Here is a 22956-nt window from a genome sequence, read left to right on the forward strand (position 1 = left end):
GCTCCGCGTACGGCGACCACGCGCCCCGGCGCCCTGCCGCCCACCTGGGTCGGCCAGGACATCGACCGGCGGCGACCGCCGCGTATCGACCGGGATCTGCCGCCCGCCCCCGTGGACGGCGGCGGACCGGTGCGGTTCACCGACGGGTCCCGGCTGCCCGCCTACATGGGCGGTATCGCCGCCCTGCACCCCGGGCTCACCCCGGACATCGTGCGCCGTTCCTACACCTTCGGCCAGAGCGACCCCGAGCTGCGCGGCATCGACCAGGTCACGGCGGAGGTCGTCGGGCGGCTGCGGGGGCGGGTGGCTCCCGCCCCGCCCAAGAAGCGGTGGGGCACTTCCGGGCGGAGCCTCCAGGACGACGTGCAGCAGCGGCTGACACGCAATCCGCGCGGCTTCTTCGGCGACGGGCAGCAGTTCACCTACCGCACCACCGGCGGCCGTACCCGCGTGCTCACGGTGACCGCCCGCCCGTACGGGAACTGGAGCCGGTTCACCTTCGGCTATGCCAACCCGGTCAAGGTGGACACCATGCAGCGGACCACCGCCACGACCGGCCGGACCGCCGTCAACAGCACGTCCACCTCACTGGTGCCGATAGTGCCGCTCGGGCCCGCCAAGGAGCAGTTCCACCTCTGGGGCCGGGTCTACTTCCGCAAGTCCTGGGGCAAGCGGGCGCAGTACGCCATGCAGAACCAGACACTCAACCAGATCGAGACCCGCACCACCGACGGATCCCACCCCCACCTGGGCGACGTCTGGTACGACGTCAAGGTCACCGACCGTCTGGGCCGTCCCGTCGACGAGGACGGCAAGGCCGTCCGGGAGGGCAGCACACGGGCGGCCGGCTTCGGCTTCGCCGTCCGGGACGGGGTGGGAGCCCGGCTGGCCGACAGCCTCACCCACGACAAGCCGCTCCCGGAGTCGCTGCCCGACCGGATGGACCTCGGCGGCAGACCCTCCTACCGGCTGGTCAACACCGAGGCGTACGGGCCCGTGGCGCATATCCGCGACTGGGCGTTGCAACAGACCGGGGTCAAGTCGGACAGCGTCGCCGGCTCACAGCTGAGCGACTTCTTCTCCACCGACGGCTTCCACCGGATGAGCCGGGTGCTGAACGCCGGCCGGACCACCACACCGCCGCTGTTCCGTGACTCGGCGGGCCTCTCGCCGCTCGGCGTCTTCTCGGTGGAGGTCCGCTCCACCGACGCGGTCCGCATCAGCGAGACCAAGGCCGCCGAACTGCGTGACATCTCCCAGGCCACGGTCCGCAACGAACGGGTGGCGGGCCGGTCGAAGAACACCGAGATCGGCGGCGCGGTCGGCCCCTCCTTCCAGTTCTTCGGCCTGGAACACGGCAAGTTCGACCTGCGCCTGCTGCTCGGGCTCAACGTCCGTTACGGCAGTTCCCGCGGCCGTTCCTCGACGACCGGCGGCACCGGCGCCGTCAAGGCCGCGGGACAGGCCAAGGGCGACCCCACCGGGCTCTACATCGTTCAGAAGACGATCACCGTGACCGCGCCGCCCGACACCAAGGCCCCGCTGCCCGACCAGCGGGGCGACGGGGGAGAGCGGCGGGGCATGCTGCGCAAGAATCCGCCGCAGACGTGGAGCCTGCCGCCGCGCAGCCAGACCTTCCACACCTGGGCTGTGGAGCGGATGACCCGTACGGAGGCCAGACGGCTGGCCGGTCTCGACCGCGGTCTGCCGCGCGGAGACGAGCCCGCCGTGCCGCCGTACCTCGCCGAGGACGACCCGACGACCCTGGGCATGTCCCGCCCGGAGGAGTTCACCTTCACCGACGGTGCCGTCACCCGCACCGTCGGCGGTCAGGAACGCACCTTCCCCGAACACGTCGCCGAGCACATGCTCGACCAGGTCGCCCGGGTCTACCCGGACCTGGTCGCGCCGCTGGCCGAACTCAACCCGGACAACCCGCGCTGGCGCGACGCCGACCACTTCCAGATCGTGCAGTCCAACACCCTGGAGGTCCTGAACACGCTGACCCACCACAGCATGGCGGGCAACCTTGAGACGATGATGACCGCCGGGCTGCGCATCGCACTGGTCGACTCCGGTCGTCTCACCCGGGGTCTGCGGTATGTGTGGATCGATGCCAGGCTGACCGGGCGGCGGTTCGAGGGGACGCAGAAGGACCTGCGGCTGCGGTTCAGCGCACCCGGCAGCGAGAACCTGGGCGGGCAGCAGAGCGGCGGGCGGGGCCTGCACATCGGTGTGGAGGGCCTGCTCTCGGTGCGCGACTCCGCCACCGACAGCATCGGCGTTCCGCTGAACGCGGGCACGGCGTCGATCGGCGGGCGGTACGGCGCCCGGCACGACTCCGACAGCTCCTACGGTCCGAGCGCCACGCACGAGGCCATGTCCATCGGCACCAAGGGATCGCACCTCTACAGCTACGAACTCACCCTCACCGCCCGGCGGGGCGGCTTCTGGCGGTTCCGCAGCCTGCTGCGCGGCATCCTCTTCCTGAACGTGCTGGGCACCCAGCCGTTCGTCTTCTCCGAGCGGGAGAGCAACCTGCTCGGACCTGCCCCGCACGGTCGCCCGCCCGTGGTCGGACGGGTGCTGCTGAGCATCCCGGTGGAGCACGTCCCCACCCCCCGCACCACCCCCCGTATCCCGCACCCGCTGCACGGCCGGCCGCTGCGCATGCCGCCCCGGGTCGCCCGTGACCTGGCGCTGGCCACCCCTGCCCTGTTCGACCAGGCCGCGCGCCGCCGCCCCCAGGAGTACCGGAACCATCCCTTCTCCACCCTGGCCGTCACCTCCCATCCCGGGCTCGACCAGGCCGCCCAGGAGACACTGGAGGAGGCGTCCGGCGGGTCGTGGATGCTGTCGCAGCAGGGAGCGCCCTCGCACGACGCCGTGCTGCGGGCCTTCCAGAGCCAGTACCTCACCGCCAACTTCGACCAGACCTCCGGCCCGCTCGCCTGGCGGGTGTCCGGGCTGTGGGACAAGGCGCCGTATCTGAACCGCTCCTCCGTCCTCGCGCACCGCACGAGGATCGCGCCCGGCAGCCTCACCGCGCTGACCGGTCCCGTCACGGTGGACACCGAGACCACGATCGGCGGCATCACCCCGGCCGCCGGCCGCAACGCCCGCATCAGCACGCTGTTCTTCGGCGGCCAGCTCGGCTACCTGCACTCCCACCATGCCGGGCCCGGAGTGACCGGCACCTACGGTGTCGCCGTCAGCCCGTACCGGCTCGACCGCTCCCGGGTGCTCACCGTGCTGCGGAGCGCCGTCGCCGAGATCAACCGCAAGGACTTCAACCGCCAGGTCCTGGTGACCGGAGACGTCCAGCACGAGATCGCCGCCGCCTCCTCCACGGTCGGCCAGAAGGCGTCGGGCCGGCGCGGCATACCGCGCCGGCTTGCCGGGACCGCGGGGCGGCGGGTGCTGGTCGACGACGGCTGGACGGGGCACATCCCGGAGAAGAGCGCCTACCGGCTGGGCCTGCTCACCGACCGCTGGAGCACCGACGGCCGGGGCGGTGTGCCTCTTTACACCCGCCGCTCCTGGTCACCGCAGCCGTGGCTGCTGGACAACCCCTTCGGCAGTTTCCCGGTGAACTCCCTCAACGCGGCGTCCGTCCTGCTCGACTTCGACCAGAAGCTGCGTCCGCTCGGACTGTCCAAGGCGGACCGGGACGCCATCCTCCGGTTGATGTCGGACCGGGTGGTGCGCGCGCTCGGCAAGGAGATGGTCGGTGCCGGTTCCTCGGTGCCCGCGGGGATCGGCCGCTGGGGCTCCGAGACCGTGCAGTTCTGGATCGGCGAGCGGCAGGCCAAGGCACGTGCGGAACTGATTCCGGTCCGGGTGCCGCGCGCCGAGGCCGACGCCGACGGTGCCGGGCCGGGGTTCGCGGGTCTGGGCCACAGCGTGGAGCTGGAGGAGCACCGGCAGGCGGTGGAGACGGTTCAGGAGGGCCGCGACCGGGCCTCGGGCGCCAGCGTCGGCACCGTCGTCACCGAAGGCATGCACACCGGCAACGACATCGTGCGGGCGGCGGGCCCCACCTACTCAGAGGTCGGCTCCACCCAGCAGAACGTGGCCCAGAACCGCGCCGAGGGCAGCGTACGCATCGGCACGGCGACCACCACCCAGGCGCACGGCGAGTACGTCACCCGCTACCGGCTCCGCCTCAGCCTGGAGGTCACCGACACGGGAGACGCGAACGGCACCCGCGACGACGGCCACACGGAGACCCCCCGTACCGGCCTCCAGGAGCGGGTCGGGCGGTGGGGTCGGAAGTTCACGGGCCGGCGCCGGGTGTCCGTGGTCTCCCAGGGCGATGTGGGAGATCTGATCGAGCACTACCCGCTCAGCCTGATGCGGCCCGATCCGATCGCCCCGGCCGACGGCGGCGCCCCGCGGCCCGACCCGCTCGCCCCGCCGGCCCTCGCCCCGCCCGGCGCTCCGCGCAAGGTGGCCCTGCCGCGCGCCATGGGCCCGGGCGGCTGGCACGACGTACCGCAGGGCGACGGCAGCACGAAACCGTTCGCCCTGCCCGAGGACGGCTTCAAGGTCCGCCGGATCGTCGGCCTGGACCAGCTGCACAACGCCAACACCCTGGCGCTGGCGGCCGCGTACGACTCCTCCGTCGATGTGCCGCAAGCCGGCCGGCCGACCGACGAACTGCTCGCCAAGGCGCTGGACACCCCGCTGACCCGGGCGGGCACCGGCTCCGCGCAGAACCTGGAGGACGGTACCGGCAACGGAGCGCTGACCTCCTTCTACGACCGCACGCTGACCGGGCAGGGGTACCAGGTGCCGGGCCTGACCGACCGGGGCTTCTTCGGCGGCGCGGACGGCGATCTGACGCTGTACTCCAAGCCCGACTTCGGCAGGGCCCAACTGCTCACCGTCACCGACGGGATGAAGCACGAGGCACCCAAACGGGACACGCACGCGGGCGGCATGTCCGCAGCCCGCGTCGGCACCACCGAGTCCTCGCTGGGCGGCGGCCCCGTCACATCCACGCAGAACACCGGATCCAACCAGATGGGTGCCTCCGGCCCCGGTGACTCCTCCACCGACTCCGACGCCTTCACCGCGACCGGTGACCGGCTGGCCTCGGTGAACGTCAAGCCGAACACGACGCGTTCGTTCCTGTTCGCCATCCCCACCACCTGGCTGAGCGTGGCCGCCGTCCACCACCACGTCAAGGACAGCGGGGCGATACGGCTGCTGCGCAGCCCGTTCGGCAACACCACCCGTGCGCCGCAGGCGGTGGCGACCGACACCGCCGTCCTGGCCTGGGTGCGCGAGGACATCGCCCGCGACCTCGGCCTCATCGACGACAACCGCTTCCCGCCGAAGGTGGCCAAGGCGTGGGACGCGGTCACCAAAGCGGACAAGGGGTGGACGGCCGCCGACAAGACGTACTGGGACCTGCGCCGCGGCGAGGGAGCGCGACTGGAGGCGGCGCTGGGGCAGGCGGAGCAGAACCTGACCGCGCTCACCGCCCGCGACCCCGAGACCTTGCCGCAGATCGTCGCGGCCCGCGCCGCCCACCAGCGCATCCAGGACGAGAGCGAGTACGAGGAACCCGATCACGACGGCTGGGCCGAACTGCGGGACGAGCAGCTGGAACGGGCCGGGCAACGGCTGGCGGACCTGCGCCGGGAGGCGGCGGGCGAGGTGACCGCCGCCCGGCGGATCCGGGACGACGCACAGGCGGAGTTGGACGCGTTCACCGGCCGGTTGCAGCGGGCCCGTACCACCGCCGAGGCACTGGCCGACGAGTACGCCCGGGTGCGCGAGGGCGCTGACCGGCTGACCCGCTGGCACCAGCTCAACGCCACCGTGGACGGCCGTCGGTACCTCGGCACCATTCTCGAACCGGACGAGGTCACCTTCACCCCGCCGCTGGCCGACGGCGGGACCAAGCCCCCGGAACCCAAGAAGAGTGAGCCCAAGAAGGACGACGGCAAGAAGGACGACGGCAAGAAGGACGACGGCAAGAAGGACCGGACCGACGACGGCGGCGCCGGCCCGGGGGTCCGCCCGGCCTACGCACGGCCGCCCTGGCAGCCGGACCCGGCGCGGGCCGACGTACGCTTCGACGCCGCCACCGACCACCACACCCTGACCGCCACCGAACCCGACGGCAGCACCCGGGTCTACGACCTGCACCGCCCGGACGTGGACGGCAACGGCTTCTTCGCCGCCGTCGCCCGTGGCCTCGGCGGCCGACCCATCCCCCTCGACGTGCTGGCCGCCCGGGTGGCCCGGAGCCGGCACATGCCAGACGACCCGGCCCTCGACCCGGACGCGGTGTTCCACACGCGGGAGTTGGACGTCAGGATCGGCCGCGGCTTCTCGCGCGACGCGGCCCTGCGCGCCGGCATCCAGGCCGACGGTGGACGTCTGACCGACGCCGTACGCGACGGGCTCACCCCCTTCCAGCGACGGAGCCTGGTCCGGCTCCATGTGCAGCGGGCCCGCCGCTGGGACGCTGACACGGCCGAGCTGGCCTCGTCCCTGACCGCGCGCACGCTCCGCGTGAACCTGACGGTGGTCGAGGAGGACGGCTCCGCGCGGCGGTTCCCCGGCGCCGGACCGCACGCCACCGGGCCGCTGAGCGAGGTGACCGTGTACCGCCGCGGCGACTCCTACCTGACCGCCCTGCCGCAGCCGCACGCCCCCGCGGCAGCCGTCGACGAGTCGACGACAACCACCACTTCACCGCTCCCCGCGCCTCCTGCGCCGATGACTCTGCCCCCGCCCGCCCGGGTGGTGACGGAGACGGAGTCGACGGCGGTGACGACGTCGACCACGGAGCCGAGGGAGCCGAAGGGCACGACGGAGCCGACGGAGCCGAAGGAGACGCCCGAGCCGCCCGTTGAGCCAGTCCGTACCGAAGGCGACAAGCGTGCCTTCCCCGACCCCGGGGACACCGCACCGGACCGGGGCCTGGGCCTGGACCCGACCGCGCTCGACATCCCGGTCGCCGACCTCGACGAGACCCACCGCCGGTGGATCGCCCAGCAGTTGACGGACGACGACCTTCCGGCCGACCGCTCGGGACTCGGCATCCCCGACCCCGAAGGCATCTACGACGCCGACGACCCGGTCGACCAGGTCCGGCACCTGATGCTCGGCAGCGGTCGCTGGCCGCACGAGATCCACGCCGTCGCCGCGCGCGCGACCCTGCGGATCTGGAACGCGACGTATGAGCGTTTTGCGGACACCGCGCTCGACGCCGACCCGGAAGCCGGCCGGGGGAACATCCGGCGGAACTGGTACCGGGCCCTCGGCCTGATCACGCGGGCGGAGCGGCAGTCCGTACTCGCCGATCCCCGGTATGCCGGGGACCAATTCCGGGAGGCCGTACGGCAGGTGGCGGACCTGCTGGTGGCGGGCGGGACGCGGAGCGAGGCGAGGACGCTCGCCGACCGGCTCCGCGGCGAGCTGGGCCTGCGGGCCGCGGAACGGGACGACACCCCCGGCCCGGCCGATGCCCCGCGGACCGTTCCGACGCCGCCCGAGCCCATGTCGCCCTCGCCCACGCCGCCCGAGCCCACGTCACCTGCGCCCAAGCCGCCCGCTCCCGCCCCGGCACCCGTGCTCACGTCATCCGCCTCACCCGTCACCGCGCCCGCGCCCGCCCCCGACGTCACGTCTTCCGCCCTGCCGAGTTCCACACCGGACGCCGATGTGCGGACATCCGGCGAGACGCGCTCCTCGCACCCGGCCGCCACGCTCTCGGTGGACGCCGCCGTGCCGGTCCGGGCACGGCCCCGGCCGCACATCGACTTCACCGAGGGCGACAAGAGCCTCGACGCGGACGGGCTCCAGCAGATCGGTGAACTGGCCAAGGAGATCGTGTCCCAAGGGCTGCGCGAACTCAGCGCCGGGCTGAGCGTCCCCGAGACCACCGTCACCGGCTACGGCAACGGCCCCCGGTTCGCCATCGGTTCCAGCGCCGTGCGGCAGGCGGAGCGCACCGGCCAGCGCCGGGCGCAGACCGTGGCCGATGCGCTGCGTACCGCGATCCGCCGTGAACTGGACGCGTTGGGCCTGGCGTTGGCCGAGGTACAGGCGCGCCGGGGCAGGGCGGTCGGGGTCGACGACTTCCCGATCGCCGTGCGCAGCGGGGGGCGTACGCTTCCGGTGAGCGGTACGACCCCTACGGTGGACGGGCCGGTCGAGCGGCGTCGGGTGGTCATCGACGTCAAGCGGTCGTCGTTGTCCCCGGTGCTCGACAGGCTCCAGCAGCTCTACCCGCAGCTGGAATTCTTCGATCCCAAGCCGTCGTCACTGAGTATCGACGAGGTCGCGGACCTTGCGCTGAGCTCCCCCGCCGGCACGGCCGCCCGCGGCGCGCCGGAAAAGCTGCGTGACCTGTACGACCTGGTGGCGGACGCGATGACCGCCGGGCGGGACTCCAGTCCGGCAGTCCTGGCCGCCTTCCACCTGAGCAGGCAGGGCTTGTTCGAGGACAACACCCTGCTCACCGAGAACGGCACATCTCGGGGCCGTAACTGGACGTACCAAGCCGGTAAGGAGGTCGACGCCGCCACGTATCACGAGGTGCCGTTGGTCGGGAGCAACAGCGTTCCCAGCCCCGCACCTTGGGCGAAGGTCGGCGAGCCGGCCCCGTACGTGGTCGCCACCCATGGCGACCACGAGACAGTCAGGCTGGCGCTGCCCGACGGCAGGCGGTGGCGGATGTCCCCGGAGGTGTTCGCCGAACTCCTCACCATGGATCCGGTCCTGGCGGGCCAGGATCGCGACGTTCCGGTGGTGCTGGTCTCGCCGAGGGCCGCCGACATGGGCCTGGACCTGCCCCGTCTGGCCTCGTTCCGTACCCGGCGGACGGTCTGGGCCCACAGCGGTCGCGTGCGGCTGAGCGAGGATCCGCAGACCTCCCGGCGCCGTATCGACGTATACGACGAACGTGGGGTCCAGCACCCGTTGGGCACCTGGATCGCGAGCGAACCGGACGACTGGGCCCAGGACGACCAGTCGGACGTGTCGGCGGATCTGCCCCTGATGGACGGAACCACGGTCCACGCCGACGAGATCATGAGCGTCACCTTGCCCCTCGACGGCCGTTCGTCCGGCCGGATGCTGATGGGCACCCGTGACCAGTCGGCGCGTGAACCGCACATCTCCGCCGTGGTGTCGTCGACGGAGTGGTACGCCATTGACCCCACCACCGGCGAGCCGGTCGGTGGCCCGCGTCCGGTGCCGTGGAAGGGGCGCAAGCCTTACTTCCTGTGGGTGCACGGAAACCCCGGGCGAACCCAGGTGGTCGGTACCGACACCCGGCCCAGAACCATGCCGGGTTCCTCGACCGGCCGTTACCTCCGCCGTCGGCCCAGCCTGCGCAGACTCGCCCCGGACGTTCCGATCGTGCTCATCTCGTGCTGGGCGGACAGCCTCGCGAGCGCGGAACGGACCGACAATGACCGACCCGCCCCCTTCGTCAGCGATCCCCTCGCGGTCACGTCCGTCGCCCAGGACGTCGCCAACGACAACCAGCGCACCGTCTTCGCCCCGAGCCGGACGCACGTGTCGCAGACCCGCGGCGGCGGAACCAGACACGGGGTGTACACATCCTCCCTGGGGACCCTGGCCGAGTGGAGGGAGGTGCGACCGGAGCCGGACGAGGCCGGTCTGGACGCTGTCGCGCGGATGGCGGGTATCGATGATCCGGCGATCGGTGCGGGAGAGCGACGGGATGCCGCCTTGCGGCTGGTGCGCGCGGTGCGTCAGATCTTCGGGGTGTCGGTGGAGGACGACCGGAACGACTACCGGGAACTGCTGGGCGGGCTGGGTGCTCTGGAGGTCATGCGGCGGCGGGATCGGGATTACGGGGGCGGGGGTGTGTTCACGCTCGATCTGCTGGAGCGGGTGACGTGGGCGCACACCGGACAGCGGCCCGTGGCCGGAACCCCCCGGCCCCCGTCCCTGGAGCCCGCCGATGTGCGTGCCACGCTTCAAGCGGCGCGTGCCGCTCTGGACGCCGACGGTCAGGTGGGGTTGTCGGGGTTCGTCTCGTTGCCTGTCATGGACCGGGCGCGGGAGGTGCTGCTGACCGCGGGTGGTCTGGATGTGCGGGCCCGCCGGGCGTTGGGCACACCGGCGGGCGAGAAGCTCACGCTGGCTGATCGCCGGGCGTTCTTCTGGGCTGTGGTGAAGGCTGTCGAGGCGGTGGACAGCCATCCCGACGTGGATGCCCTCACCCGGCAGGTGTTGCACCTGCCGCCGGGGCAGGACCCCCGTGATCCGGCGCATCGGGACGCGTTGTTGTGGACGGCGGTCGGGGCGGCGGCGATCGGCCGTGACGTCCACAGCCGGGTCGCGCTCGCTGCTTTCGACCTGCAACGGCACGGTGCGCTGGACGACGGCAGTCTTGTCTCGTCGACGGGTGGGCGTGTCGTGGGGCGGAACTGGTCACCGCGTGCGGTCACCGGTCGGTTGGAGACCGAGCGGTACACCGTGGTGGACCCGAGTGGGGGCCGTGCGCCGTCGGAGCAGCCGACGCCGTGGGCTGAGGGACCCGATCGCGGCGACCCGTACTTCATGGTCCTCAGCCCGGGTGCCGAACCCGACACGATCGCCATGCCATGGCCCGACGGGACGACTCGGTCCGTTCCCTATCCGGAAATCGCCGAACTGGTCAGCCACGACCGGGTGATGCGGCAGATGACGTATGTCAGCGAGGTACGCGTCGTCCCCGTGGGCCTCGGACCGGACACCGGGAAACTCATCGACTTGTTCACGGACCGGGCCTCCACCAACCGCCCCGTGATCGCGACACTGCGCCCGCTGGAACTGCGTCACGACGCCACCAAGAACACGATGTCCCTCGAACAGACCGTGCCGCCGCCCTACAGCGACAGGAACTGGGACTTCCGCCGCCCCCAGTCGCTGCCGGCCACGACCCCGGTCACCACGACCCCGGTCACCATGGCCCCGGTCATCACGACCCCGGTCACCGTCACCACGTCCAACGGCACCTCCGCCGGCCCCCGGACGCTGACCTCCGCGCCCGTCGATCCGGGTTCCCCGGCTGCTTCCCTGGGCTCGGCGGACATGGACCTCGACACCCCCGAACCCGAGTCACCCGTTCCCGCACCGCCGCCTGCCCCCGACGTCCAGTACCACCAGGCACTCGTCCGGATCTTCGGTGACGGCATCACCCGCAACCGGCTGTACCCGCAACTGCGCGACGCCGTCGGCCGGTTGGACGGTCTGCGGCAGTCGGCGGACGACCCCGCGCTCCGTGCCGGGCCGCTCGACCTGGACGCCGTGGCCCGCGAGGTGCTGGCCCTGGACCCGGGAACGCCGGTGACGAACGCACACCACGGGGACCTGTTCCGGATCGCCGTCGACCCGGCCGTGGAACAGGCGCGCGGCCTGGCGACGCTGACCGCCTTCGGTCTCACCCTCCGGGGCAGCTCGTCCCGGGCGACCGCGCTCACCGGCTCCGACGGCACCTCGTACGGACGCAACTGGATCGACCAGCCGGGCACCGGCGAGCACCTGGACCTGAACCTGGACACCACGTCGGTGCTCGTCGAACACGACGACGGAACGTTCGAGGAGACCGACCTCCGCCCGGCACCGTGGCGGCCGGCGCCGGGGCTGCCACGGCCGTTCGTCGTCATGGCGGGCGGTAATTCCGAGGTGGTCAGCGTGACGCTGCGCGACGGCACCGAGGTCACGGTCGGGCAGGACGTGTTCATCGAACTGCTGGCCATGGACCCGGTGCTGGCGGGACTGCCCAAGGACGTCCCCGTGGTGCTCGTCGTCCCGCGTGGCGGAGCCGGGGAGTTGGAGGTGCCGCGCGCGCTCGCCGACCGGCTCGGCCGCGAGGTGTGGTCCACCAGCGGCACGCCCGCCCTGAACACGAAGGACGACGGGACGCCCGCCACGCTCACCCTGGAACGGAAAACCGGCGTGCCACGCGGTGACTGGATCCGCAGCAGACCTGGCGAGGTGGTGCCGGAGGACCGCACGGACGTCCCCGCGTGGGAACACCGGATGGTCAGCTACACCCTCGTCGCCGACACGGACGGCCACCCGCAGCTCGGCCGGGCGCTGTTCCGCCCGGCCGAACTGGCCGGGAACCGGGAGCACCTGTATCGCAACCTCCACCGGATCACGTCCTACCGGCAGGTGCACCCCGGCTCCTTCGCCGGCACCCAGGCCATCCCGCTGAGCGTCGGCGCGCGTCCCGGCGAGCGGGTGTACCACCTCATCCTGCACGGCCTGCCGGGCAGCGTCTCCGTACCGCAGGAGGACGGCAGGACCGCCCACGTGTCCGGCGAGAAATTCACGCGCTGGCTCAAGCGGCGGCCGAGCGTGCGTCGGCTCCGCGACCAGGACTGGATCTACCTGGAGGCGTGCTGGGCCGCACGAAGCGCCGACGGCGAGAGTGCGAACACGGCCGGGAACGTGGCCGTGTCCCTGCCGCCCACCGCCGATCCGCTCGCGGACCTCCCGGTGGCCCAGAGTGTGGCGAACGGTACGCGGCAACGGGTACGGGCCATGGACCGCCCCACCGGTCACCAGGAATCGCCCGGCCCGAACCCGAGCTTCTGGAACGCGCTGTACACCGACGCGCAAGGGCGGCACGGCCGGATCCTGGAGTTCTGGCCCGAGCCGTTGGACCCGGAACTGGCCGACCGCGCCCGCGCCGCGGGCCTGCACACCGGCGTGGGGTCGGTGCCGAAGGAGATCCTCGACCGGACCCTGCGGCTGGTGCGAGCGCTGCGGCTGGCCCTCGGCCCGGGCATCGACCACGACCCCGCCTACGACGACCTGCTCCGGGGCATCGGCGCGCTGGAGTCAATGTGGCACCACGATCCAAAGCTGGCCGGGATGGGCCCCTTCACCATGGACCTGTTCCAGCGGGCGGCCTTCGCCGACCGGCGGGACCACGGCGGCGGCCCGGGCCCGGTGGACGCCGCCGCCTACCGCGGGCTGCTCGCGCACGCGGCAGCCGCGCCGCAGGGCACCGCACTGACCGACTTCGTCCGGGTGCCGCAGCTCGCCGGGGTCGCCCAGCAGACACGGGGCTTCAGCAATCTCCAGGCGACGGCTGCCAAGGTGCTGCGCCTGGACCCGTCGGCCACGGTCGGTGAGAGGGAGACGTCACGCCTGTTCTGGGCCCAGGTCAGATCCTTCGAATGGCTCAGCGGGGTGGCCGACGTGGGCGGCACCGCCGCCAGGGTGCTGCACCTGCCCGCGCCCGACCCCTCGAAACGAGCCGACCTGGGTTGGCTGGCCACCAGGGCGATCGCCGCCGGACGGGACCCGTCCAACCCGGTCGAGCTGGCCGCGTTCCACCTTGAGGAACTGGGCGCCTTCGCCTCGCAGACCGGGATGCGCGACGCCGCCGGCCGGTCGTCCGGCCGTAACTGGGCGCAACCGCTGCCGACGGGCGCGCAGTTCGACGGGTCCGTCCTCGGCACCGTGGCGCCGGGGCCGGGGGGTGGGCTGCGCCGCACGGGAGAGGGCCCATCGCCCTGGTCCCCCCAGGGCAAGGAGCCCGCGTACGTCGTCTCGGTGGGCGGTGCCGGCTCCGGCCGGACCTGGCTCAATCTGCCCGGTGGCCGGTTCGCCGTGCCGGACGCGGAGGTCGCCGAACTCATCGCCCGCGACCCCGATCTCGTCGGCCGCGAGCTGTTGACCACCGACATCGTGCTGGCCGGCGTCCCGGCCGGTGCCTCGGTGCCCCAGCCCGGCGCCCCGCTGCCGCTGCGACACGCGGTGTCCTTGGCCACAGCCCGGCCTGTCTGGACGTCATGGGGGATGGCGGGCCTGGGCCGGGCCGGGAACACCGGGCCGTTCTCAGTAGCCGGAACCTCCGCCGCCGACTGGGCCGTCACCAAGCCCGGCGACGCATGGCAGGCGCGGCAACCCGCCCAGGCCCCGCCGCCGGCGGGCCGACAGCCGATCGTCACCAACACCGCGGACCCGGCGACCGGTTTCACTCCCCTCAGCGCCGCCCCGGCCCCGGAACCGGAACCGGAAGCGACGGCCGATTCGGATACCGACACGGATGCGGGTCAGCGGTCCGACACGGATCTGGGTGAGTGGTCCGACACGGAGCCGGACCGGTGGTCGGATACGGAGCCCGACCGGTGGTCGGACACGGAGCCGGACCGGTGGTCCGACTGGGACGACGAGGGGTCCGTCACAGATCTGGACGGGGTGTCCGACCGGGATGACGCATCGTCTGATACGGGTTCGGGCGGGTCTTCTACGGGTTCGGGTGGGGCTTCCCGTACGGACTCGGGCCCGGCCCCAGGCCCGGGCCCAGGCCCGGACCTGGGCCCGGCCGAGCGGTTCGGCAGCAAGCCCGGTGGGTCGATGGCGCCGACCGGCGGGGGAACGCGGGTCGGCACGGATGCCGCTCCCGAACCCGGTCCCGCTCCGGCTCCCGCACCCGTGCCCACGTCGTCGCCCCCCTCTGTCGTCGCACCCGTGCCCACGTCGTCGCCCGCCTCCGTCGCCGCGCCCGCCCCGGTCCCGCCCACCACGTCGGCCCCCGCGCCCGATTCCACGTCGGCCGGCGATGCGCGGACATCCGACCAGGCGCGCTCACCGCACCCGGCCCGCACGCTCTCGGTGACCGCCGCCGTGCCGGTCCCTGCCCCGTCCCGGCCGTACGTCGACTTCACCGAGGGCACGGAGCTGGATGAGGACGGGCTGCGGCAGATCGATCAACTGGCCCGGCAGATCGTGTCTGTTGGGCTGCGCGACCTGAGCGCCGGGCTGCGCATTCCCGCGATCACCGTCACCGGGTACGGCAACGGCCCCCGGTTCTCGATCGGTTCCAGCGCCGTGCGGCAGGCGGAGCGCACCGGTCGGCGCCGGGCGCAGACCGTGGCTGATGTGCTGCGTGCCGCGATCGGCCGTGAACTGGCCACGTCGGGTGCGGCGTTGGCCGCGGTGCGAGCGCGCCGGGGCAGGGAGGTCGACCTCGACGACTTCCCGATCGACGTGCGCAGCGGGGGTCGTACCGGTCCGATGAGCGGTACGAGTGTCGGGACACACGGGCGTGCCGAGCGGCGCCGGGCGGTCATCGACGTCGAGCGGTCGCCGCTGTCCCCGGTGCTCGACAGGCTGCGGCAGCTCTACCCGCGGCTCGATTCCCCCGGTCCCGGGCCCTCCTCGCCGAGCCTTGACGAGATCGCGGAACTGGTGCTGCGCCGCCCCGATTTCGACCCGGCCGGGCAGAGTACGGCGCAGCCGAGCGGCCCCTCGGCGGCGCCCGGGATCTCCTTCGGCACCGACGCCGTGCCGGACACGCTGCGCTCCCTGTACGACCTGGTGGCCGACGCGACGGCCGCCGGACGGGCCACCAGCGCCGCCGCCCTGACCGCCTTCCACCTGAGCAGGCAGGGCCTGTTCTCGGACGACACCCTGCTCACCGCGCCGGACGGCGCCCCCCGGGGCCGGCACTGGACGGACCAAGCGGGTCAGGAAACCGACACCGACACGTTTCACGTGGTGTCGTTCAAGGATTTCACCAGCACGCCCTTCCCCGCGCCCTGGGCGGCGAGGTCCGGCGCGCCCGCCCCGTACCTGGTCGCCACCGCGGGCGGCGACCACACGGAAGTCGAACTGGCGCTGCCCGACGGCAGACGGTGGCGGATCTCCCCGGAGGTGTTCGCCGAACTCCTCGCCATGGATCCCGTTCTGACGCGCACCGACCCCGCCACCGAGGTGGTCCTGGTCTCGCCGAAGGCCGCCGACATGGGCTTGGAGCTGCCCCGCCGGGCCGCGTTCCGCACCGGGCGGCCGATGCGGGCGCACACCGGGACGGTCGTGCTGGGCAAGGATGCGCAGACCTCCCGCCGTCGTATCAACGTGCTGGACGACCGTGACGCCGGGCTGCCGCTGGGCACCTGGGTGCTGAGCGAGCCGGACGACTGGGCCGACGCCGACCCGTCGGGGGAGTCGGCGGAGCTGCTCCTGACCGACGGAACCACCGTCCACGCCGATCGGATCAAGACAGTCACCATGCCGCTCGACGGGCGTCCGACCGGCCGGATGCTGATGGGCAACCGTGACCAGTCGTTGCGTGAAGGAAGCGTCGCGGACCTGGTGTCGTCCAACGAGTGGTATGCCGTCGACCCGATCACCGAGAAGCCGGTCGGCGCCCCCCGTCCGGTGCCGTGGCGGGGGCGCAGGGCCTGGTATGTCTGGGTGCACGGGGAGCCGGGCAGAAGCCACCTGGTCGGTACCCATTCCGAGCTTCGGACCACGCGGGGCCGGGAGACCGGCCGGTATCTCCGCCGAAGGCGCAGCCTGCGCAGACTCGCCCTGGACGTTCCGATCGTGCTCATGGCGTGCTGGGGTGACGCTCTCGCCAGTGCGGAGCGGATCGGCTACGACAGCCCCACCCCCTTCGTCGCCGACCGCCTCGCGGCCCTGTCCGTCGCTCAGGACGTCGCCAACGAGACCCGACGCACCGTCTTCTCGCCCAACCGCACACACGTGTTCTGGAACGACGGTCGGGGAGCCAAGCAGGGAATGTACACATCCGCCCAGGGTGCCGAGGCCGACTGGACGGAAGTGCGTCCGGAGCCCGACCAGGACGGTCTGGACGCGCTCGCCGCGACCGCCGGCCTCGACGACCTGCGGATCGGCGCACAGGAGCGGCGGGACACCGCCCTGCGGCTGGTACGCGCGCTGCGGCAGACCTTCGGTGTCCAGGTGGAGGACGACCACCACGCCTACCGGATGCTGCTGAGCGGCCTCGGCGCGCTGGAGATCATGCGGCGGCGGGACCCGGACCAGGCGGGTGACGGTGCGTTCACTCTCGATCTGCTGGAGCGGGTCACCTGGGCGCACACCGGACAGCGACCCGTGGCCGGAACCCCCCGGCCCCCGTCCCTGGAGCCCGCCGATGTGCGTGCCACGCTTCAAGCGGCGCGTGCCGCGCTGGACGCCGACGGTCGGGCCGTCCTGTCGGAATTCGTCTCCCTGCCTGCCATGGGGCGGGCACGGGAGTTGCTGGCCACGGTCGACCTCGATGCGCGGGCCCGACAGGTGCTGGACATCCCGCCCGGCCGGAGCGTCACTCCGGCTGATCGCCAGTGGCTGCTGTGGGCCACCGTCCGGGCCGTCGAGGCGGTGGACAACCACCCGGACTCGGATGCCCTCACGAGCCGGGTGCTGCACCTGCCGACGGGGGAGGACCCGCGTCATCCGGCGTATCGGGAGGCGTTGCTGTGGACGGCGGCCGGGGCGGCGGCGGTGGGCCGTGATGTCCACAGCGCGACCGCGCTCGCCGCCTACGACCTGCAACGGCACGGCGCGTTGGACGACAGCACCCGCATCGTCTCCACGGGCGACCGTGCCGTGGGACGGAACTGGACGCCGCACCCGCACACCGGTCGGCTCGACATCGGGCGGTATGCCGTGGTCGATCCGACCGATGGCAGCACGCAGCCGGACTACCCCACTCCGTGGACCACGGGACCCGACAGCGGCACCCCGTACGTCATGGCCTTGACTCCGGGTACCGAACCGGACACGGTCGCCCTTCCGTGGCCCGACGGAACCTCCCGGTCCGTGCCCTACGAGGAGATCGCCGAACTGATCCGCCACGATCCGGACATGAGGGCGACGCCTCCCAGTCAGGCGCGCATCGTCCCCGTGGGTCTCGGCCCGGACACGAGGAGATTCGGCAAGGTCCTCGCGAGCCGGGACGCCGTCAGCCGCGTGGTGATCGCGACCCGGCGCCAGATGGATCTCCGGGACGACCCGTCGACGGGCGCGATCGACCTCGTGATGACCACCACGGAGCAGAGCAGGCACGGGGACTGGTCCTTCATCCGCCCGAGACTGCTCAGGCGCCCGGCCACGGTCCCGGTCGTCACGTCGAGCGGGACTTCGACGACCCCTCATACCTCCGCCGCCCCCGGGACGCGATCCTCCGCGCCCCCGCCGAGCCCGGTCGCCGGGGCCCCGCAGGTGCCGCAGCCGCCCGCCTCGGACCCGGACGCCACCGAACTGACGTTGCGTCAGACAGTTGGCGACGGTGACGGCGACGGCGACTGGTTGCCGGGCGCCCTGGCGGACGCGCTGAAGACCCGGGCGCCCGGCCGCCTGCACGGACCGGGCCTGGGCGCGCTGCTCTCGGGGCCGGACCCCGCCGACGCGCTGCACCGCTGGGTCGAGTCCCGGCTCGCCGAACCCGACGCCGGGCACCGGGCCCCGCGTCTCGCCGCCGACGACTGGGCCGGTGCACGCCCCGTGCTGACCGGCGATGAACTGAAGTCTGTCGGCGTAGAACTGACGGGGGATCAACTCGCCTATGCCACCCTCGCGGGAGGGCTGACGCCGGGGGAGGTCGCCCTCTCCCCAGCCCAGCGGTACCGCCTGCTGCGGCAGTGGGGCGATACCGACGCCGACGCCACCGTCACGGAGCTGGCCGCCACCCTGGCCGCGGACGATCTCGGCATCCGTATCACAATCGTCGAACCGGACGGCGGCGTACGGCACTTCAACCCTGCCCCGGCCGACGACCCTGCCCCGGCCGACGACCCTGCCCCGGCCGACGACCCTGCCCCGGCCGACGAACCAGCGGCGGCCCGACCGTGATCACTTGGCCACCTTCCCTACCACCTGGACGACCTCATGCCACCTCAGCCCACCACCGCGCCGACCGCATCACATGACACCGGCACCGACGCCACCACCGGCACCCACGCCGACGCCGACGCCAGCACCGGCGCCGGTACGGCCTTCCGGGACGCCCCGTCCGAGCCTCCCGAGCCGCCCGAGGAGGTGGTCGAGGCCGCCCGGCTCGCCCCGGACCACTGGATCAGCGCGGTCGATCCGGGCTGGGGCGGTGAGGGCATGCCGCCCGACTTCGCCGTGGTCGGCCGGTGGCGTTCCGGAGCCGGCGGGAAGATCGAGGAGTGGGAGGACAACGACGCCTACCGGCCCTCCCCGGAGACCCTCGGCTGGCCGGAGCCCACGGACGCCGTCGACGCCGCCCTCCAACTCGCCGTCACCGGTTACGGACCGCCCGAGGACGTGGCCCACGCCCTGGCCACCGCGGAGGTCGCGGTGCTCACCCTGCCCGACGGATCACCGGTGACCGCCACGGCGGCGGACGGCACCCCCGTGGTTCCCGTCTTCACCTCCACCGTCCACCTCGACCTCGTCGGCGGCTTCGCCTTCGTGCACCGGACCACGAACGACCTGCTGCCCCAACTGCCGCCCGGACACCGGCTGTACGTCAACCCGCCCAGTCCCGCGGGCGCGGTCCTGGAACCCGGACCGCTGGCGGAGACGATCGCGCGGGGGGCCGAGGCCGAGGCCAAGGCCGAGGTTGGGGCCGGGGCCGACGACACTTCGCAGCGGCCGACACGGACCTGATGATCTCGTGTCGTTCAGCGTTCACCGAATTCGAGGGTCGCTGGCAACCAGTGTTGGTTCAAAGTTAGTTGAGTGGGTCAGTTGAGTGAGTTGAGAGCTTCGTGAGGACGTGGAACGGGCGTGTGGCCGGTGGAACTGGAACGAGGGTCATGTGGGTCGGGGAGGGGCGTACGGGTGGGTGACGTGGGTACGCCACGGGAGGACATCGGATGAGCCGCTGGAACGGCCCTCTGGCCCGCCGCCGTGCCGCCGCCGCGGCCTCCCGCGCCGAGCGCGAGCGGTCCGCCGCCACCGGACCAGGACAGGACTTGGGGCCCGAAGCAGGGCCGCGCATCCTGGTCGAGGACCATGACGGCCTGCTCCTGCTCCGCCTGCCCACGGACGACACCCTGCTCCCGGCCGATGTCGCCGACCTCGCCCGCGTGCTGCGCGCGGCGGACGACGGCACCGTCACGATCGTCGCCGTCGCCGAGGGCGATGCGGCAACGGTGCTCTGGCCCCGGCTGAGCGAGACGCTCGACTCTCTGCGGGATGCCGGCACCCGGTCGGTGCGGCTGGTGATGTCCGGCGCCGGACATGACCGTACGGATCGGCCCGCCCTGGCCCGCCGGATCGCGGAGTCCTGGGACCTGACGGTCGAGGCCCCCGACCGGCCGGTCCTCGTGGTGCCGGGCGGCTCGGTGTTCGTACCGCCCGGCGACGGCGGCTGGTGGCGGTTCGTCCCCGAGCAGGAGCCCGAGGTGATCGGTCCGCGCGCCCCCGCGCCCGAGTGGCAGGCCGCGGTGCGCCGGACGCCGGTCCGGACGGCGGACGGCTGCGTGGTGGACCAGATTCCGGCCGGCCTGCTGATCCGCCCCGCCGAGGCCACCGCGCCCCGGCCCGGCGACCTGTTCCACGCCATACCGGTGGACCCGAGGCGGCCCGCCGTGGTCGTCGGCGTGCCATGGGGCGAGGACGTCGTCGCGACCGACGTCGCCGAACTCCTCGGCGCGCTCCCGGCTACCGTACGCCCCGGCGTCCGGCTCGTGCCCGGCGGGCGGCGGGACCTGCTGCCGCTCGGCCAGTCGGTGGCCGACCTGCTGAACGCCGAGGTCGAGGTCACCACCGGACTGCCGCTCTTCGCCGCCGACGGCCCACTGGGTACGTACCGGGTACGGTCCGTGCTGGTCGGGCCGGACGGGGATGCGCGCTGGCTGCCCTTCGTGGACGCGGTGCTGTGCCTGCCCCCGAAGGAGTCGGCACCGCGGCCGGCGGCGGGCCCGGACGCGAGCCCGGCCCCCGGCCCGTCGCCCGCCCCCGCTCCCCGGCTGCTGCGCTGGTCCTTGCCGGTGTCGGACCTCGGGGGCACGGAGGACGGCACGGTCCGCCTCTCCGACGCGTGGCAGGCCGTGGTCACCAGGGCCGGACTGTGGGTGGGCCCCCGCGACGGCACCCCGCCGCCGAGGCACGCCCGGCAGGTGAGCATCGAGGGTCCGGTCATCGAAGTCGGCCGCGTCGGCGACCGTCTCGACGCCTCCCTCTGGCCCGTCCTGTCCCGCTTCCTCGGCCGCCTCGCCCCCGACCTGCGCGCCCGCACCACGCTCGACGTGCACGCCGCCGCGCCCGACGGCGGTCGCGCCCTGCGCATCCTGGCGGCCGAGCACGCCCTCCGCGTCATCCGCTTCGCGCCGGCGGTACGGACCGCCCGTCCGGTACGGCGCGACGGGGCCGCCGCGCGGACGGGGGGCGCGGCGAGCGGCCCGGTGAACGGCCCGGTGAACGGCCCCGTCCAGGGGGCCGGTTCACGGCCGGTACCGCTGTCGGCGACGGTGACCAGTGCCTCCAGTGCCTCCAGTGCCTCCGGAGAGACCGGGACGGCCGGTGACGTGGGGTCAGTTCCTGACGTCACGACGGCAGTTGCCCCTGCGGCAGTGTCCACGGCGGCAGTGTCCACGGCGGAAATGTCCACTGCGGCAGTGTCCACGGCGGTGCCCGGCCCGGACGGTCTCCCCGAGCCGCCGAAGCCGAGCCGGGCGCCTGTCACGGCGACCGGCGGAACCGGGGTCGGCCCGGCGGCCCCCGGTCGTCCGGCCACCGAGTCCGGGGGCGATCCGGCCGGCGAGTCCCCGGCACCCACGCTGTCACCGGTCGGGCCTGCTCCCGAGCCGGTCTCCGAGCCGAAGCCCGAGCCGGTCTCCGAGCCGAAGCCCGAGCCGGTGTCCGAGCCTGTCGCCGGTCCGCTCTCCGAGCCGGTCGCGGAACCCATCGCGGCACCGGTCTCAGAACTGTCCTCTGAGCCATCCCTCAAGCGGTCCTCCGAACCGTCCTCCAAGCCGCCCTCCAAACCGTCCTCCGAGCCGTCCTCCGAGGCGGAGGTCTCGGAGTCCGTGGTCGCCGGGTCGGCGTCCGGGCCGGTCCCCGCGCCGCGCACGTCCCGCCCGGAGCCGGTCGCCACCGGCGCACCTGCCGCAACTGCCGCACCTGCCGCGCCCGTCGCCCCCGCGCGCCGCGTGCCGACCGCCGGCGGTGCGGTGCCCCGGCCGCCGTCTTCGCCCGCGGTGAACGAGGCCCCGCGGGCAGAGGCCCCGCGGGCAGAGGCCCCGCGGGCAGAGGCCCCGCGGACGGAGGCCCCGCGGAAGCCGGACACTGACGGCGCCGCCCCGGCCGCCGCCCCGGCCGCCGCTCCCGCTCCCGCGGTCCGGCCACCGGCCGGGGCCGGCGGCGGTCGGTCGCTGCCCGCCGTACCGGTGCCGCCGCGCCACCGCAGTACCACCCCGGAGCGGAACTCCTTCCGGCGGCTCGCGGAGCCGGTGTGGGAGCGGCACAGCGCGGCGGTGAACCGGGCGCTGGCCGGAATGCCCGCGCTGCGGGGCGAGGAACAGGAAGCGGCCCGGAGCGATCTGATCGCCCTGCGGATGTACCTCCGCGACGGCGAAGGCCCCCTTGATCACCGCGAGTTGACGCGTTCGCTGCGGTCCGGCGAGCAGCGCCTGGTGTCGTACGCCGGGTGCCTGGCGTCCGGGCTCGGGCGGATGCCGTCCCATCGCGGGGTCGTGCTGCGTGGCCCGGGCGGCGCGGTCGGCCTCGGTGAACTGCGGCCCGGTGCGGTGCTGCGGGATCCGGCGCCGTTGAGCGGGGTGCCGCTCGATCCGGCCGGGAAGGACCGGGTCGCGGGTGTGGGTTTCGCGATCTGGTCGATCACGGGCCGCCGGGTCCGGCAGTTGCTGGACGGCGGTGACGAGGTCGTGTTCGCCCCGGGCACCGTCTTCAAGGTGCTCGACGTACGGACCGACACCGCGGCTCCCCTGGTACTGCTGCGTCAACTGCCCGACACGCAGACGGTGTCCCCTGTCCTGGAGGACGCCGATGAAACCGCGCTCGCGCGGCTGGACCATGCCCTGACCGGCCGTACGGCCCCCGGCGCGGGCGACTGGCCCGACCGGTGTGCCGGACCCGTCGGCGACACGGGCGAGGGCCACTGACGAGAGCGCACGGCCAGCCCCCACTCATCGACAAGGAGCAGTGTTCATGCCCCGTCAGCACGAACCCCCGGCCGGCGAGACGACGTCCTCCGTCAGCGTCCGCCGTGCGGTT

3 protein-coding genes are annotated in these 22956 nt (G+C 73.3%); all 3 read left to right on the forward strand.

From position 1 onward, the window contains the following. Positions 1-129: 129 nt before the first annotated feature. The 3 genes from ACWEKM_RS39625 (at position 130) to ACWEKM_RS39635 (ending at position 22844) form a co-directional block, all read left to right on the forward strand. The gene (locus ACWEKM_RS39625) at positions 130-18600 is read left to right on the forward strand and encodes a lonely Cys domain-containing protein (protein WP_451626152.1); all 18471 of its coding nucleotides are present in this window, start codon (positions 130-132) and stop codon (positions 18598-18600) included. A gap of 36 nt (positions 18601-18636) precedes the next feature. After that, positions 18637-19383 (forward strand): type VII secretion system-associated protein, encoded by a 747-nt coding sequence (locus ACWEKM_RS39630; RefSeq protein ID WP_451626153.1) that lies wholly within the window; start codon positions 18637-18639, stop codon positions 19381-19383. A gap of 209 nt (positions 19384-19592) precedes the next feature. Beyond that, a complete protein-coding gene (locus tag ACWEKM_RS39635; RefSeq protein ID WP_451626154.1) occupies positions 19593-22844 on the forward strand; it encodes a hypothetical protein in 3252 nt (1083 codons plus the stop codon). The last annotated feature ends 112 nt before the right edge of the window (positions 22845-22956 follow it).

Source organism: Streptomyces sp. NPDC004752 (assembly GCF_053601275.1).

Excerpts from the sequence above, each read along its gene's own strand:
- ACWEKM_RS39630 (WP_451626153.1), top strand. The coding sequence starts at position 18,637 with ATGCCACCTCAGCCCACCACCGCGCCGACCGCATCACATGACACCGGC.
- ACWEKM_RS39635 (WP_451626154.1), top strand. The coding sequence starts at position 19,593 with ATGAGCCGCTGGAACGGCCCTCTGGCCCGCCGCCGTGCCGCCGCCGCG.